Annotated in this window: 14 protein-coding genes; 13 read left to right on the top strand and 1 reads right to left on the bottom strand. The window is 51.8% G+C overall.

The window, feature by feature from the left end; all coding sequences use genetic code 11:
* The first annotated feature begins 422 nt into the window (after positions 1–422).
* Both MHI43_RS19980 and MHI43_RS19975 read left to right on the top strand, forming a co-directional pair.
* Positions 423–1931, top strand: coding sequence for a UDP-N-acetylmuramoyl-L-alanyl-D-glutamate--2,6-diaminopimelate ligase (locus tag MHI43_RS19980; RefSeq protein WP_036661379.1), 1509 nt, complete (start codon positions 423–425; stop codon positions 1929–1931).
* 22 nt (positions 1932–1953) lie between these two features.
* Entirely contained in the window at positions 1954–3042 is a 1089-nt protein-coding gene (locus tag MHI43_RS19975; RefSeq protein ID WP_036661377.1) for a PQQ-dependent sugar dehydrogenase, read from the top strand.
* Between the two features lie 223 nt (positions 3043–3265).
* On the opposite strand, the gene MHI43_RS19970 is transcribed toward MHI43_RS19975, so the two are convergent.
* The gene (locus MHI43_RS19970; RefSeq protein ID WP_009592087.1) at positions 3266–3913 is read right to left on the bottom strand and encodes a metalloregulator ArsR/SmtB family transcription factor; all 648 of its coding nucleotides are present in this window, start codon (positions 3911–3913) and stop codon (positions 3266–3268) included.
* Between the two features lie 292 nt (positions 3914–4205).
* On the opposite strand from MHI43_RS19970, the gene MHI43_RS19965 reads away from it, so the two are divergent.
* From MHI43_RS19965 to MHI43_RS19915, 11 genes are all read left to right on the top strand, one after another.
* Positions 4206–4442, top strand: a complete 237-nt coding sequence (locus MHI43_RS19965) for a 4Fe-4S binding protein (protein ID WP_015736133.1) — start codon at positions 4206–4208, stop codon at positions 4440–4442.
* A gap of 914 nt (positions 4443–5356) precedes the next feature.
* Entirely contained in the window at positions 5357–6517 is a 1161-nt protein-coding gene (locus MHI43_RS19960; protein ID WP_036661372.1) for an ROK family transcriptional regulator, read from the top strand.
* A 28-nt stretch (positions 6518–6545) separates the two neighbouring features.
* Entirely contained in the window at positions 6546–7550 is a 1005-nt protein-coding gene (locus MHI43_RS19955; RefSeq protein ID WP_036661643.1) for an asparaginase, read from the top strand.
* A gap of 94 nt (positions 7551–7644) precedes the next feature.
* Positions 7645–9234, top strand: a complete 1590-nt coding sequence (locus MHI43_RS19950; protein WP_036661369.1) for a glutathione ABC transporter substrate-binding protein — start codon at positions 7645–7647, stop codon at positions 9232–9234.
* A gap of 114 nt (positions 9235–9348) precedes the next feature.
* Positions 9349–10275: an ABC transporter permease subunit gene (locus tag MHI43_RS19945; protein WP_009592113.1), complete on the top strand. Its 927-nt coding sequence runs from the start codon at positions 9349–9351 to the stop codon at positions 10273–10275.
* Positions 10276–10335: 60 nt separating this feature from the next.
* The gene (locus MHI43_RS19940) at positions 10336–11196 is read left to right on the top strand and encodes an ABC transporter permease subunit (RefSeq protein WP_085981268.1); all 861 of its coding nucleotides are present in this window, start codon (positions 10336–10338) and stop codon (positions 11194–11196) included.
* A 15-nt stretch (positions 11197–11211) separates the two neighbouring features.
* Positions 11212–12216 (top strand): ABC transporter ATP-binding protein, encoded by a 1005-nt coding sequence (locus tag MHI43_RS19935; protein ID WP_015736127.1) that lies wholly within the window; start codon positions 11212–11214, stop codon positions 12214–12216.
* Positions 12213–13202, top strand: coding sequence for a dipeptide ABC transporter ATP-binding protein (locus MHI43_RS19930; protein ID WP_015736126.1), 990 nt, complete (start codon positions 12213–12215; stop codon positions 13200–13202). Before MHI43_RS19935 ends, MHI43_RS19930 begins: the two co-directional genes overlap by 4 nt.
* Positions 13203–13242: 40 nt before the next feature.
* Positions 13243–14721, top strand: a complete 1479-nt coding sequence (locus tag MHI43_RS19925) for a leucyl aminopeptidase family protein (RefSeq protein ID WP_036661360.1) — start codon at positions 13243–13245, stop codon at positions 14719–14721.
* A gap of 12 nt (positions 14722–14733) precedes the next feature.
* Positions 14734–15420: a copper homeostasis protein CutC gene (locus MHI43_RS19920; RefSeq protein ID WP_015736124.1), complete on the top strand. Its 687-nt coding sequence runs from the start codon at positions 14734–14736 to the stop codon at positions 15418–15420.
* Between the two features lie 47 nt (positions 15421–15467).
* Complete coding sequence (locus tag MHI43_RS19915; protein WP_341283154.1) at positions 15468–16409, top strand: ROK family protein; 942 nt, start codon at positions 15468–15470, stop codon at positions 16407–16409.
* Positions 16410–16548: the final 139 nt, after the last annotated feature.

Genomic DNA, 16548 nt, shown 5'->3' with positions numbered 1-16548 from the left:
CGTCATGCTTAATGCAACCGCTTACTTTCAGGGTAACATGGTTAGCGAATCCAGTCATCCACTTTGTTTGGTGTGATATGGCGTAAGGGCATACAGTGAACTCCTCCAAAGAAATCGGGCCGTAGCTGAGGCATATGCGCGTTACGCACGTCATCATTGCTCAACTTGATAGGAATGAAAGCGAGCTATCAGTCGATAGTTCGCTTTTTCTATTGAAAATAGGTGCGGATATCAGAGAAGAATGCGGCAACCCGCTTGATCATTAAGGAATCTGCCTTTTTCAGTTTCAGAATGCCCTTGCTTGGTTAGGTTAATTAGAAATGCTGGTTAAAACGATACATAGTCGTAAATTCTACATCTTATACATCACACTGCCACCAGACCCTGGGATTATGATTACATCACGAGATGAGGAAGCTGACATGATTCTAAAATCACTGACGGAGCGGTTGATCCTTAAGACGATTACGGGCAGTCTTTCCGTGGATATCACGAACCTGGATACAGATTCAAGAGAAATCCGGCCAGGCGGCATGTTCGTCTGCGTTCCGGGATTTCACGTAGACGGCCACGATTACGCCGAGCAGGCGATACGAAACGGGGCTGTAGCCATCGTGGCCGAGCGGGAGCTTTCGGGACTGTCTGAAAACGTAACACTGATAACCGTACCGGACACCAGAAGAATCCTGCCGATTCTCGCAAACGCTTTTTATGGCGATCCTACGCAGCGTTTGAAATTGATCGGGATTACCGGGACGAACGGCAAGACAACGACGACCCATATGGTAGATAAAATACTTAACGACGCCCGCCGCAAAACAGGGATCATCGGCACCTTGTATATGAAAATCGGAAATCATGCGGAGAAGACGCTGAATACAACGCCGGATACGATCCAGCTCATGCGTTATTTTCATACGATCATCTCGCATGGCGGAGAATACGGTGTTCTGGAGGTATCTTCGCACGGATTGGATATGGGAAGGGTGCGCGGATGCGATTTTCAGACCGTCGTCTTCACGAATTTATCGCATGATCATCTGGACTTTCATCAGACAATGGAGAGCTATCGCAATACGAAGGAGCTGCTGTTCGCCCAGCTGGGCAACAGTAACCGTGACATGCTGAAGAAGGCCGTCTTGAACGCTGACGATGATGCATCCTCTTATTACGTTAAACGCACATCCGCCCAGATCATAACCTATGGCATTCAGAATCAGGCGGACGTCCGGGCAACGCACATTCATCACACAAGGGAAGGCTGCGCCTTTCATGCAGAAACGCCTTGGGGAAGCAGCGAAGTTAATCTGAAGGTGCATGGAGCACACAACATTTACAACGCGCTGGCCGCCATGACGACCTGCCTGCTGGAAGGGATACCGCTGGAAGAAATCCGCGAAAGTTTGGGACAATTTGCAGGGGTTCATGGCCGGTTTCAAGAAATACAAACAGGACGCCGTTTTGGCGTGGTGGTCGATTATGCGCATAATCCGGACGGTCTTAAGGCAACCTTGCAATCCGCCAAGGCCATTACTTCAGGCAAAATGATATGCGTAATGGGCTGCCGGGGAGAGCGGGACCGATCGAAACGGCCGATCATGGCCGATATTGCAGCTTCGTATGCGGATTATGTATTGTTCACGGCCGACAATCCGTTTTCGGAGGATCCGGAGCAGATCATGGCCGAGATGCTGGGCGGCTTAACTTCCCGCGAATCGGGAAACTGGGAGGTTGTCTTAGATCGCAAAGAAGCGATTCAACGCGCAGTGGAAATGGCCGGTGACGAGGACAGGATTATTATAACCGGACGAGGGCACGAAACCCGTTATGTTACGGGCAGTCGGATCGAATCGTTTAGCGATGAGGATATCGTGATGAGTTCTTTGCAGGGCATAGAGCAGGACATCCTGATGATGACACCGGAACCCTAAACAAACCTGGGAGGTGCTGGATTTGAAACGAAAGACGTTCGGCATGATGTTTACAGCAGCGCTGCTGCTACTTGCTGCTTGTACAAGCCAGTCGTCCCCTTCGGCGAACGAAGGAACGCAGGAGGAGAGGCGGGAAGCGACTCCGGATCCTTCCTATCAGGTGCTTGCCGAGCAGTTGAGAACGCCCTGGTCCATTGATTTTGACGGGGAGGCGATTTATATCAGCGAGCGGGAAGGGAATATCGTTCAGATCAAGGACGGCACATTGAACAGACAATCGGTACATACCGAGAAGCCGGTTTCGCATCAAGGAGAAGGGGGATTTCTGGGTTTTGCGTTAGCTCCTGATTTTCAGGATTCCGGAAAAGCCTTCGCCTATCATACCTATGATCAGGGTGGAGCGCTCATGAACCGGCTGGTCCTGCTGGAGTTGAAGGGAAACCAATGGACAGAGTCCCAAGTCTTCCTTGAGTCCATTCCCGGCTCCAACGTCCATAATGGCGGCAGAATCGCGATTGGTCCCGACGAGATGCTCTATGTTACGACGGGAGATTCGGGCGAGGGCGAGCTTGCGCAAAATCAGGAGAATCTGGCAGGTAAAATATTGCGGTTAACGCTGGACGGGAAAGTCCCGGCGGACAATCCGACGGCAGGTTCTTACGTCTATACGTTAGGGCATCGGAATTCGCAGGGCCTGGCCTGGAATTCGGAGGGGGATTTCTACAGCTCGGAGCACGGGCCTTCCGGCACGCCGGGCGGACACGATGAGATTAATGAAATCACGGCTGGCAGCAACTACGGCTGGCCCGAAATTTATGGCGATGATACGTTAGAAGGCATGAAACTCCCGCTTTACCATAGCGGCGTAAAGGCAATTGCTCCTTCCGGCATCGCTTTTGACGAGCAGGACCGCTTGTACGTGGCGACCCTTCGGGGACAGAAGCTGTACCGGTTCCAGCCGGAGAAAGACGCGCTCGAGACCGTACTGGAAGGCGAAGGCCGATTAAGAGACGTTAAAGTCCATAACGGCAAAACCTATGTCATTACCAACAATACCGATGGCCGGGGCGTGCCGTCCGATCAGGATGATCGACTGCTTGTACTGGAATAATTCCGAGAAACATACATGACTCGTGATTCAAGAGAATAGGATAGGACAAGTGCTATAAGAAAAACGTCTATCGACGTACTTTCTCAGAAGACAGACCGCATATAGCGGAGGTTTTTCTTGCGAGATAAGGTAGGTAAGCCTCTGAAGTTTATACTTTCTTATCTCTTAACAAAAAAAGGACTCCTTCCCGTATGGAAGGAGCCTGAAGTGGCAATAACAGATATTATGTTTGTTTGGCTTCAGCTTGCTTTCGGATCCGATACACGCATTTCTTATCGCCTTTGGCAAGACATTCGGTACGTTCCACATCCGCTTCCAGCAAGGATTGAAACAGATCAAGCTCGCAGCGGCATGCATGCTGGTACCGGTTGGCTACCTGGGAAATCGGGCAGTTCAGTTCTTCAAGCACATATTCTTCATCCGTGACTTTTTGGTAATCCACCATATATCCGTTGTCATTTTGAATCTGGGCAAGTGCCGCAACCCGATCTTCGAGAGTTTCGGCTTTTACCGTCGGCGTGTACTTGTTTAGCAACGTGTCTTTGCGCTTGTCGAACAGTAAGGATATCATTTCGTCACCAGCTTCGTCCTGGAGCTCGTTAAGCAGATCGAGGGCAAGCGAATGATAGTTCTTAGGGAAAAAATCCTCTGCAGATTCGGTAAGACTGTATAGGGAGACGGGTCTTCCCATCGGCTGCTTCACGGTTCTGTACGTGATGTACCCTTCATTCTTCAAGCTCTCCAGATGGCGACGGACGGCCATGCCTGTAATGCCCAGTGCCTCGGTTATGGATTTCGTGCTGAGTTCACCATTTATTTTCAACATTTGCATGATATACTCGCGGGTGCTGTATGCAACTTCTTGATCCACTATAATCACCGCCTTGTTTCTCGATGAATGCTTTCTTTTGCAACAAAAAAGGTTAAAAAGCAATATGTCTCATCTTATGTCTTTACCTTCTATAAGTCAACCGGAATGGGCGTTTTCGAGGCTGTTCTCTCGCGGTTTGTTGACAACTGGCATGATTAACCACATAATTATGATATATTTTAGTATAAAAAGTATAGAAACCAAGCAATGGATGAGTAATGGGCTTTTTGTAATGATAGTGCGTCATAGAATTTAAAAGATTCTTATAACACTTGGGAAGGTGGAATCACGGATGTATGTTATCGGCTCAGCTTGTATCGAAGAGAAGGCGGGAGAATGCGTTGACGTTTGCCCTGTGGATTGTATAGAAGAAGGAGATGACCAGTTCTACATCGATACCGATATTTGCATCTCCTGCGGGGCTTGCGAAGCGGCTTGTCCGGTGGCGGCCATCTTCTATTTTGAGGATCTGCCGGAAGACCAGAAGCATTATTTCGATAAAGCGGTTGAATATTACAAAAACAAGTAGGGCGCTCGGGCGCTCCGGTTTGAGTCTATCCGCTCTGTTGTCCGTCCGTTTCCGGTAATGGATTAGGCAAGGTAGAAACGGACTCCCAAAGGATCGGCTATCGGGCGCTCCGGTTTAAGGCTATCCGCTCTGTTGTCCGTCCGTTTCCGGAATGAAATTAGACAGGGGAGAAACGAACTCCCAAAGGATCGGCTATCCTCAAACCTCCGCTGGTGGGAAAGATTAAAAGACTAAAGATAAGAGATAAGATAAGAGATTAAAGATTAAAGATTAGAGATTGAAGTTTGGAGCGAGCGATTAAATCTATAAGTTATGTGTATCAAAACAAAGCGGTTAAGATCAATAGCGTGCAAAATAGAGCGACTTGAACTGCGTTCATGCTTCGATCTATACATAAGCCATTCGGGATTTCGAGGCCCCCTCGAATTAATTTCTCGGGTGGTTTAATTCGTTTTAGGCGGATGATGCAACGAAGTCCCTAGCGATCTGGGTGAATACTGAAAATATCATAATTTACTGCTCTTAAAGCCATTCGGGATGAAGAATGTTCCAATCATTCTTTTCTCGGGTGGCTTTATTATTGAGGTGAAACGACGTTGTTACCTACATTTTAGGAGATTTTACGTCATGTTCATGTCATGTTGTGCGTGATGGGAGGTCATATGTATGTATGCAGGAGATTGAATTTCTTTCGTAAAAAAGTGAAATGCTTACATTTCCAGAATCAAAAAAATATTTATTTAAATGTGTCATATATATTGACACTTTTACAAAACACGATTTATTATTAATATCACTGGAGAATAAAAATATTAAAACTGATATTAATCACTGTTTTTTGATGATTTCGGATCTTTTTACTTGGAAAATTGATCTAATTAATCTACTGGTGAAATTAAATAGGGGATGTCTTCATGAAAAAGCATGATCAAGACTTTATGAAGCGGCAGAACAGACTCACAGTATTTCAAATCATCAAGAATGAACAGCCGATTTCAAGAGCCGTCATTGCCAAACAGACGGGCATGAGTCCGACAACGGTCAGCCGGATCGTATCGGAGCTGACGGAGGAAGGATACGTTCACGAAACGGAAGAGCAGGCCTCGGCCGGCCGCGGAAGAAAGTCTTCCTTAATAAGGCTGCTGGATACGGCGGTCATCTCGATCGGCGTCGAGCTGGATCGGCATCAAGCCCATATCGGATTCATTGATGTTCAGGGTAACGTATTGTGCAGCGGAAGCTTTTCAAGATCATCCGATGAAACGGCGGATGTCACGGTAACCCGGATTGCGGAAACCATTGAAGAGTTGATCGCCGAATGCGATATCGACCGAAGACGGGTGGTGGGCATTGGCGTTGGACTTCCGGGCATCATCGATGTCGACGCCGGCATCGTCAATTTTTCGGTACAGCTGGGATGGAAGAATGTGAGCCTTGCTGAGAGGCTCAAGGAACTAACCGGGCTTCAAGCTGTCGTGGACAATGAGCTGAAGGTAAAGGCGTTGGCGGAGCAGCTCAAGGGTTCGGCCTACGGCTCCAACCGTACGGTGCTCCTGGGCTTCGGCAATGGCGTCGGATCGGCGCTCATTCTGGAGGGGGAGATTTACCGCGGGGTGACGAACAGCGCCGGGGAAATCGGTCACACGACCGTCGACCCTGAAGGCATGATGTGTGACTGCGGGAAAGCCGGATGCCTCCAAACGTATATCAATATACCGTCCTTGTTGTCGGAGGCCAGCAAAATCAAACCCGTCCGCACGATCGAGGAGCTGTTCGCGGAGAGGCGGGCCGGAACGCGCTGGGCAAGCTATTTGATCGACCGGGCCCTGGCCTACATGGCGATTACGATCAATAACGTCGTCAGCATGTACAATCCGGACAGCGTCATTTTGAGCGGCGAGTTTCTGGACAAGTTTCCCGAAGTATACGAAGAGATCACCGATCTGTGTTACTCGCAGTACATCTGGGAGCCGCTTCAAGATTCCTTTACGATTGTTCGCTCGGAGCTTCACGAGCATGGGGTCATCATCGGGTCGGGGCTTGTCGCACAGGATCGTTACTTTCAATTGAATTAATTCATCTGGAGATCGGGGGAGCATGAACATGGGATTTGTGCCATTGGTAGAGGAATATCGCGGGAACGTATTGGAGAATGTGCACTACGGCGCGATCAGCGTCGTAGACGAGAACGGAAAGGTTGTATACGCAGCGGGCGATCCGCATCATATGACCTTTCTGAGATCGGCGGCCAAGCCGTTCCAGGCGATTCCGGTAATGAAACGCCGGATTGACGAAGTGTACGGACTAACGGGGGAAGAAACGGCCTTGTTTGCCGCCTCCCATCGGGGCGAGCGATTCCACATTGATGCATTGGAATCCATTCTGAAGAAAACCGGCATTCGGGAAGAAGCGCTTCACTGCTGCGCAACTTATCCATTGAATGAGGATGCCAAGGCGCAGCGCCATCGCGATCATGAGGAGAAGCGCAGAATCTTCCATAACTGCTCCGGCAAGCACAGCGGCTTGATTGCCCTATGCAAGCATATGGGCTGGGACGAAAGCACGTATTACAAACCGGGGCATCCGGTTCAGCAAGAAATCCTCGAGACGCTGGCTTATTTCGCCGAGGTTCCGGTTTCCTCGATTCCGCAAGGCATTGACGGCTGCGGACTTCCCATCTTCGCGCTTCCCCTGGATCGTATCGGGTATTCCTTCCTCAAGCTGGCATGCCCGGATTTGATCGAGGATCCAGAGACTGCAGAAGCTGCAGCCAGAATGGCGAAGCTGATGAATGAGTATCCGGATATCATTGCAGACACCAAGTTTGTGTGCTCAGCTCTGCTCAGGGACCAAAACCTGACAGCCAAGGGCGGCGCGAAGGGCGTGTACGGCATCGGTCTTCGGAAAGAACGCTTGGCGATCTCGCTCAAAGTATCCGACGGCTCCGAGCAAGTATGGCCGTGCATCATCGCTTCCATCCTGGAGCGTCTCGGCTACAGCGATCAGTCTACGATTGACCGGTTGTATGAGCTGGTTCCAAATGCCATTTTCAACGATGGGGGCACGTTTGTCGGTGAACGGCGCGCTGTGTACGAATGGAATGCTTAAACGGTGAGGAACTCAAAGCGGCAGGCAGGCTGTTACATGCCGAAGCGGCGAGTGAATCTATAGATATTCACTACATCAAAGGGGGAGTAAAACAATGAGATTCAAAGGTAGAACATGGTCACTGCTCATGCTGCTGCTCGCATTTACGATTGTTGCGGCAGGCTGCGGCGGAAACAGCGGAAGCGGCGAAGGGGGAAGTGAAGGCGGCGGCGAGAGCAAGCCGGTGACAAAAGATAACAAAGATGTTGTCATTGCGATTAACGCCAACTTCATCACGCTTGACCCTCACAATGCCGGAGACACGCACTCCATTTCCGGTGCTCGCACGATGTATGAAGGTTTGATGGGCTTCAACGAGAAAATGGAACTCGTTCCCGTGCTGGCTGAAGACTACAAGATCAGCGAAGACGGCCTGACGTACACATTCAATCTGCGCCAGAACGTCAAGTTCCATGATGGAACGGATTTCAATGCTGAAGCGGTAAAGGCCAATCTGGATCGCATCATGGATGAAAAGAACAACCTAAGAATGCGCAAGAGCTTCTCAACAGTAGCCGATGTTCAAACTCCGGATGAACACACCGTTGTCATCACCCTTAGCCAGCCGTATAACGCTTTCTTGAACAAGACGGCCATGGCGCTGATGATCAGCCCGAAGGCTCTTAAGGAAAGCGTCGACATCACGAAGAACCCAGTAGGTACGGCGGCTTACAAATTCAAGGAATGGATTCAAGGCGACCGCCTTGTCGTTGTGAAGAATGAAGATTACTGGCAAGAAGGACTTCCGAAGGTGGACAGCATTACGTTCAAACCGGTACCGGAGAACGGTTCCCGGATCGCGATGCTGAAAACGGGCGAAGCGGACTTCATCTATCCTATGCCGACAGAGCAAGTGTCCGAAGTAGAAGGCGATTCCAATATCGTCATCGATAAGACTGATTCTACGATCGTGCGTTATATCACGCTGAATACGATGAAGAAGCCTTACGACGATCTGAAGGTTCGTCAAGCCATCAACTATGCCATCGATAAAGATGCTTACATTAAAGTCGTTAAATCCGGACTGGGTTCGAAGCTGACTTCTTCCATGTCCTCCATGACCCAGCACTACTCCGAGCAATCCGGTTATGATTATGATCCGGAGAAAGCCAAAGCCCTTTTGGCTGAAGCAGGATATCCAGATGGATTCGAAGCTGAGATTTGGGGAGAGAATGATTCCGAAACGGTAAAAGGCATGCAGTTTATTCAGCAGCAGCTTGCCCTCGTCGGAATCAAAGCTGAACCGAAGTCGATGGAAGGTGCAACCCTGTCCGATCAGATTAACTCGGCTACGCCGGAAAACGCGAAAATTCAAATGTGGTACGTAAGCTGGTCTCCTTCGTCTGGCGATGCCGACGGCGCGACAAAAGGTCTGTTCAGCAGCGAGTTCTTCCCGCCAGCGGGTTCCAACACCGCTTACTACAAGAACGACAACGTTGACCAATGGATCAAAGATGCTAACGCATCCGTCAAAGCTGAAGATGCCAAAGAAATCTATGCAAACATCCAAAAACAAATCTGGGAAGATGCTCCTTGGGCATTCCTCGGAGTCGATCAGGTCATCACGGGCAAACGTGCTTACCTTGAAGGCGTGAAGGCCCTACCGGACGGATCGATCAGCGTGATCAACGCAGAAGTCAAATAATCAGGCAGCGAAGAGCTTGCTAAACGTATACCTTGTGGTGGGCCGCCTCTTGAATCAATAAGGAAGCGGCCCATCGTATTTTAAAAGCTGGCATGTTGAAAGGAGGCACATCCTTTGGGAAGATATGCAATTCAGAGGCTGCTGGGTGTAATCCCGCTGTTGTTCGTTGTATCCATCCTTGTATTTATGTTCATTCACCTGATTCCTGGAGATCCGGCACGGCTTGTTGCAGGTAAGGATGCCACCCTTGAGGAGATCAACGGGATTCGAGAGCAGCTAGGCTTAAACTTGCCGCTATGGCAGCAGTATGTGAACTACATGAGTGATCTGTTGAAGGGTGACTTGGGTGTATCCGTTACTTCCGGTTTGCCGGTGACGGACATGTTGGAAAGCCGCTTTTTCCCGACGATTGTCCTGACCTTTACCAGCCTTGGCTGGGCACTGGTCATTGGTCTGATTATTGGTATCATATCAGCAGTCAATCGCGGCAAATGGCCGGACTATATTGGGATGCTGACGGCTATATCGGGTATTTCCCTGCCAGGTTTCTGGCTTGGTCTTGTCCTGATTCAAATTTTCTCCGTTGAGCTGGGCTGGTTCCCTACAGGGGGCGTCGACAGCTGGCAATCCTATATTTTGCCTTCCTTTACGCTGGGAGCGGGGATTATGTCCATGCTGGCAAGATACTCCCGTACTTCGATGCTCGAAACGATGCGCGAGGATTATGTCCGGACCGGACGCGCGAAGGGCTTGCGGGAATTCGTCGTTGTCGGCAGGCATGCGTTGCGCAACTCCCTGATCCAGGTCGTGACCGTAGCGGGCCTTCAGTTCGGATTTTTGCTGGGCGGCTCGGTTATGGTCGAGACGGTATTCAGTATTCCCGGCATGGGGCGTCTCTTGGTCGATTCCATCGCGTTCCGGGATTACACCGTGATTCAAGCGCTTCTATTGCTGTTCGCAGCCGAATTTATCCTGATTAACCTGATTGTCGATTTATTGTACGGTGTACTGAATCCAAAAATCCGGTATGCATCGAAATAGGAGGGGGAGCTCATGAGCGACAATTCAACAGTGACGGTCCATTCCTCCGCACCGGAGGATATGCTTGCGAAGAGTCAGGCAACTGGCAAATTCAAAGCGTTTACGTCTAAATTCTTGAAACAAAAGCTTGCCGTTATATCAAGCGGATTTATTTTGTTACTACTTGTGCTGGCGGTGATCGGTCCGCATATCGTTCCGTATCCTCCCAATGAGCCGAACTATGATGCGATGATGCAAGGCCCGTCTGCTGCCCATTGGGCGGGCACGGACGAATACGGCCGCGACATTCTCAGCCGCTTGATCGACGGTACGCGGTTGACCATGTCGGTCAGCTTAAGCGCCGTATTTATATCCGCCGTGCTGGGTACGATTCTCGGATTGATCAGCGGGTACTATGGCGGGTGGCTGGATCGCCTCATCATGCGGGGCAGTGACGTCATGTTCTCGTTCCCTGACCTGCTGCTGGCCATCGGTATCGTGGCGATACTGGGGCCGGGCTTATCCAATGTAGTCATCGCGGTGGCGGTCTTCGGGACCCCGTCGTTTGCCAGAATCATTCGAAGCGTGACGCTCTCCGCAAAGGAATCTTTGTATGTAGAGGCAGCACGGTCCATGGGTGCCAAGCATAACCGGATTATCTGGAAACATATTTTCCCCGAGACGGTTCCCAGCATTATCGTCAACGTATCGATGAGAATCGGCGGCGCCATACTGGCGGCTTCCTCGTTAAGCTTTCTCGGCCTCGGGGCCAAGCCGACGGAACCGGACTGGGGCGCCATGCTCAGCATGGGTCGGGACTACTTGAGTATTGCACCCCATATCGTATATTACCCGGGGCTTCTCATATTCCTGACCGTGCTCGCATTCAACCTGATCGGTGACGGACTGAATGATGCCCTTGATCCGAAGACGAAAAACTAATAGGGGGGATAGATCGTGACGCAAACATTGCTTGAAGTTAAAGGTCTCAAAACCGAATTCAAACGCGATGGCTCATCGGTGCTTGCCGTAGCAGGCGTGGATTTTCACATCAATAAAGGCGAAGTGCTCGGGCTCGTGGGTGAATCCGGATGCGGCAAAAGCGTGACCTCCCTGTCCATCATGAGGCTTCTTAAAGACACGCCCGGCCGAATATCCGGGGGCTCGGTAAGCTTTGAGGGCAAGGATCTCGTACAAATGTCGGAAAAAGAAATGCGCCGCTATCGCGGAAACGAGCTGGCCATGATCTTCCAGGAGCCGATGACGTCGCTGAATCCCGTCCTTCGGATCGGGAAGCAACTGGAGGAAGCGATTATGCTGCACTTGGGATACGGCCGCAAAAAAGCGCGGCAGCATGCCATCGATTCGCTCAAACTCGTCGGCATTCCGCGGGCGGACGAGGTCGTGGACGACTATCCGCACCAATTGTCCGGCGGCATGCGCCAGCGGGTCATGATTGCGATGGCGATGTCGTGCAATCCGAAGCTGCTGATCGCGGACGAGCCGACTACCGCCCTGGACGTTACGATTCAGGCTCAAATCCTGGATCTGATGAATCGGCTCAAGACGGAACAGGAAATGGGCATGCTGCTCATTACCCATGACCTTGGCGTTGTGGCTGAAATGTGTGACCGGGTGGTTGTCATGTACGCTGGCCGGGTCGTCGAAGAGGCGACGGTCGAGGAATTGTTTGAGAACCCTCAGCATCCGTACACCAAAGGACTCATTAATTCGGTGCCCAAGCTTAGACAAAAGGTGCGCCGCTTGGAATCCATTCCCGGGAATGTGCCGGATCTGCGGAATATGCCGCAAGGCTGCAAATTTGCTCCGCGGTGTCCGTTTGTCATGGAGCAGTGCCTCTCCCGGGAGCCGGAGCTTCTCCCCGTTGTAAATGAAGAACATCGCAAAAGCCGCTGCTGGCTGACACAGGAAGGTCACTCGAAGGGAGGAGAAACTGCATGAAAGAAACACCTTTATTAGAAGTAAAAAACTTGCAGAAATCATTCACGGTGAAAAAAGGGTTCTTCGGTACGTCCAAGCAGCTTCGTGCCGTGGATGGCATCTCCTTCGCAATCCATAAGGGCGAGACCTTCAGCCTGGTTGGCGAGAGCGGCTGCGGCAAATCGACGACCGGCCGGCTGGTGACCCGCCTGCTGACGCCGAATAGCGGCGAAGTGATTTTTAACGGAACCGACATTAGCGGATACAACGAGAACCAGATGCGTCCGCTGCGAAAAGACATGCAGATGGTCTTTCAGGATCCGTACGCTTCCCTTAATCCAAGGATGAAAGTCAAAGAGCTCGTAGCGGAGCCCTTGCTGATTCATACCAAGCTGAGTTCCAAAGAGCGCGATAAACTGGCTTGCGAGCTGTTGGAAACGGTCGGTTTGAACAGCTTCCATGCCGAACGCTTCGCCCATGAGTTCAGCGGCGGGCAGCGCCAGCGCATCGGCATTGCCCGAGCCTTATCCGTGCGTCCCAATCTGATTGTAGCCGACGAGCCTGTATCGGCACTGGACGTATCCATTCAATCCCAGGTATTGAACCTGCTGCAGGATCTTCAGGAAGAATACGGACTGACCTATCTGTTCATCTCCCATGATCTCAGCGTGGTTGAGCATATCAGCGACCGGATCGGCGTTATGTATCTTGGCGCGCTCGTGGAGACGGCCGATAAGGATACGCTGTACGATCGACCGCTTCATCCTTACACTCAAGCGCTGCTGTCGTCGGTGCCGGTTCCGGATCCGAAGCAGAAGAAGGAACGGATCATTCTGAAGGGGGATCTGCCGAGCCCGGTCAATCCGCCGACAGGCTGCCGATTCCATACCCGCTGTCCTTCCTGCATGGAAGTATGCAAACAGATTACGCCTGTATACCGTGAGATTGAGCCGGGACATCAGGTGGCTTGCCATTTATATGACGAAGAAATCATGAAGAAGGCGTAACAGGCATCGATTTTCTGATAAAAGGAGGTAAGGGCTCGATATGAACATCACCATCGATGAAGTTCAGCTGGCAGATACTTCGATTTATGCGGTTTATGAGGGGGAAGAGTCTCATTACCGCGTAACGGAATCCCGGAAGCAAAGCAAGACGCTGACTTGGTTCTATGGACGTTCCGAGCACGAGTCGGACGATCTCGTTGCCGGAATGGGGCAACGTTCGAACCTGACTTCGGAGCAGGTGCGAAGAACGGGCGCTTCAGCCGCGAGGGCGCTGCTCAAGGAGAATAAATCAAGCGCAGTGCTGATCCGCCCGGCATCCCGCGATGTCGGAGCAACTTCGCGGATTTCGGCGGAGGAAGAACTCCAAGCGTGGTTGGAAGGCTGGCTGTACGGATTATATCAATTCAATAAGCATCGCGGGGTTACGGCCAATCTGCAAGCCCTGTCCCTTCATCTTCGACAAGAGGACTGGGAGGGGCTTTCCCGTGAAGATATGGAAGCCATCATCCGGACGGCGGAAATCCGGATCGAAGGAACGCAGCTCACCCGAGACTTGGTGAATGAATCACCTGAGACGTTAAATCCGGAGGCGTTTGTTGCGGTCGTTGAGGATCGTTTCAAAAAAGCGCCCGTAGACCTTCACGTATACCGCGGACAAGAGCTTCATGACCGGCAGATGAACGGACTGATCGCCGTGGGTGCCGGCAGCAAATACGAGCCAGCGATGATCGAGATTTCCTACAATGGAGCGGAATCCGGGAAGGAAAGCCCTCATATCGTGCTTATCGGCAAAGGCGTTACCTTTGATATGGGCGGCATGAACGTTAAGATCGGCCGAGACATCAGCGATGCCCGCATGGATATGGGCGGCGCAGCCGCGGTCGTGGGCGCCATGGATATTCTTGTGTCGCGGAAAGCTCCGGTACGGGTTACGGCATTGATCGCGGTGGCGGATAATTTATCGGGGCCGGATGCGATGCTTCCTTCTTCCGTCGTTCACTATCCGAACGGCTTGAGCGTTCAAGTGGCGAATACGGACGGGGAAGGAAGATTGATCATTGCGGACGCGCTGCTGCACGCAGCCCATCTTAACGCTGATAAGGTGATCGATATCGCCACCCTTACCGGCAATGTCGGTGCGGCATTAGGCTTGGAGATCGCCGGCATTTGGGGCGATCAGGAGATAACGGCCGATTTGGTCGAGATCGGGGAGCGCAACGGAGAGCGCTTATGGCCCATGCCGCTGATGGACGAGTATGAATCCGAGCTTAGAAGCGATTATGCCGATCTGAGGAATGTCGGCACGTCGACTTTGGCAGGCGCGATCACGGCCGCGTTGTTCATCCGTCATTTTGTGGCGGAGACCATGAAATGGGTGCATATCGATATGGCAGGCACGGTCCAGTATAAACGGGAATTCCCTCACTCCGCGGCAGGGGCTACCGGCTATGGAGCCAGGCTGCTGGCGGACTATGTGGAGAAGCAGTTTCGCCCTGCACAAGCGAACCAACGACAGTAAGGAGTGAAGAACATGCTGCTTGAAATTATCGCAACATGCGTGGACGATGCCATCACAGCCGAGAAAAATGGCGCGGACCGTCTGGAATTGATCACGGCGATCACCGAAGGCGGGCTCACGCCGGGCATCGGTCTCGTGGAAGAGGTCGTGAAAGCCGTTCGGATTCCGGTCCATGTGATGGTAAGGCCCCATAGCAGATCCTTTGTGTATAACGCGCTGGATATAGCAACCATGGTTGCGGAGGTTAAGGCGATCCGCAAGGCGGGTGCGGCTGGCGTGGTCCTTGGCATGCTGACTCCGGAAGGAAAGATCGACGAGGCCGCCTTGGCCCAAATGCTGGAATGGACGGGCGATATGCAGGTGACATTCCACCGGGCTTTTGATGAATTGGAGGATCAATTCGAAGGGCTGCGTACATTGCAGAAATATCCGGCCGTCACCCGCGTCTTGACGTCGGGAGGACCGCAGCCGGCACCGCAAGCGATCCCGAGGATTCGCGAGCTTGTGGAACAAGCCGCAGGCACCGGGCTTAAGATTTTGGCCGGGAACGGCCTGAAGTGGGAAATCATACGCGATTTCATCGACCAGACCGGCGTGAGCGAGGTTCATTTCGGCTCAGCTGTCCGGTATGGCCGATCAGGGCTGAAGCCCATTGATCCGGTTGAACTGCGATCCTTGGCTGACAGCTTACATCAATAGAAGTAGCAAACCTATCGGAAACAGGTGAACAAAAATTGCAAACCGAATTGAATAAACAGCAAGAATTTGTGGTTGGCGTTGACCTTGGGGGTACGAAGATCGCGGCAGCGCTCTTTGATTCCGAAGGACAGCTGCTGAACCGGGAGCAAATGGAGACAGCCGGAGCGCGTACGGCCGAGGAAGTGGTCGCGAGAATTACGAACATGATTCGCAGCGTGTCGGGCGGCCACCCGCTTCGAGGCGTAGGCATGGCTTCGCCGGGAACGGTTAACAGCCGGGAGGGCATTGTCATTCACGGCACGAATTTGCCGGAATGGACCAACGTCCCTCTCAAAGCCTGGATGGAACGAGATCTGAATACGGAAGTACAAGTGCTGAATGATGCCAATGCAGCCGCATGGGGCGAATATGTAAGAGGTGCCGGCCGAGGGTCGACGAACATGGTTTACGTGACGCTCAGCACAGGCATCGGTTCAGGCATCGTGCTGGATGGCAAGCTGTTTCTGGGCAGCAATTCCTTTGCAGGGGAGCTTGGGCATCATATCATTGATCCCAGCGGTCCGCAGTGCAATTGCGGCAGCCATGGCTGCTGGGAGGTGTTTGCTTCAGGAACGGCCATCGGCCTGGCAGCATCCCAGCGGATGCTTACCCAGACCAGCGTTATTTCTGAACTGGCCGCAGCCGATGGAGGCGTGAACGCCAGGCATGTATTCGAGGCTAAACGTCTTCATGACCCCGTCGCAGTAGAGGTCATCGATCGTGCCGTTTATTACATGGCGCTTGGACTGGTTAATGTCATTCACAGCTTCAACCCCGATCGCATCGTGGTTGGCGGGGGTGTGAGCAGAGCAGGCGAGCTCCTTTTCCCGCAGCTTCGGGAAATGACGGATAAGCTGGTCATGCCGTCTTATTTAGGAACCTACGAGATCGTTCCTGCGGGACTGCGGGACGATGTTGGCCTGGTGGGAGCCGCAGCCTTGTTCCAATAATACATTCGTAAAGAAAAGGCAACAAAAGCCGCCCTCAAGGGCGGCTTTCTGATTATTCATGAAGAGAGCGGGAAACGGAGCGATCATATTTGCGTAAGCGAAGTCCGTAACTTGTGACAGGTGATAGGCGTAAACCGTA

This window comes from Paenibacillus sp. FSL H8-0457 (assembly GCF_038051935.1).
Lineage (GTDB): Bacteria > Bacillota > Bacilli > Paenibacillales > Paenibacillaceae > Paenibacillus_AQ > Paenibacillus_AQ lautus_A.
Note: the sequence above shows the minus strand (reverse complement) of the source record. Positions and strands in the feature narration are given on the sequence as shown.

Excerpts from the sequence above, each read along its gene's own strand:
- MHI43_RS19980 (WP_036661379.1), top strand. The coding sequence starts at position 423 with ATGATTCTAAAATCACTGACGGAGCGGTTGATCCTTAAGACGATTACG.
- MHI43_RS19965 (WP_015736133.1), top strand. The coding sequence starts at position 4,206 with ATGTATGTTATCGGCTCAGCTTGTATCGAAGAGAAGGCGGGAGAATGC.
- MHI43_RS19960 (WP_036661372.1), top strand. The coding sequence starts at position 5,357 with ATGAAAAAGCATGATCAAGACTTTATGAAGCGGCAGAACAGACTCACA.
- MHI43_RS19955 (WP_036661643.1), top strand. The coding sequence starts at position 6,546 with ATGGGATTTGTGCCATTGGTAGAGGAATATCGCGGGAACGTATTGGAG.
- MHI43_RS19950 (WP_036661369.1), top strand. The coding sequence starts at position 7,645 with ATGAGATTCAAAGGTAGAACATGGTCACTGCTCATGCTGCTGCTCGCA.
- MHI43_RS19940 (WP_085981268.1), top strand. The coding sequence starts at position 10,336 with ATGCTTGCGAAGAGTCAGGCAACTGGCAAATTCAAAGCGTTTACGTCT.
- MHI43_RS19930 (WP_015736126.1), top strand. The coding sequence starts at position 12,213 with ATGAAAGAAACACCTTTATTAGAAGTAAAAAACTTGCAGAAATCATTC.
- MHI43_RS19925 (WP_036661360.1), top strand. The coding sequence starts at position 13,243 with ATGAACATCACCATCGATGAAGTTCAGCTGGCAGATACTTCGATTTAT.
- MHI43_RS19920 (WP_015736124.1), top strand. The coding sequence starts at position 14,734 with ATGCTGCTTGAAATTATCGCAACATGCGTGGACGATGCCATCACAGCC.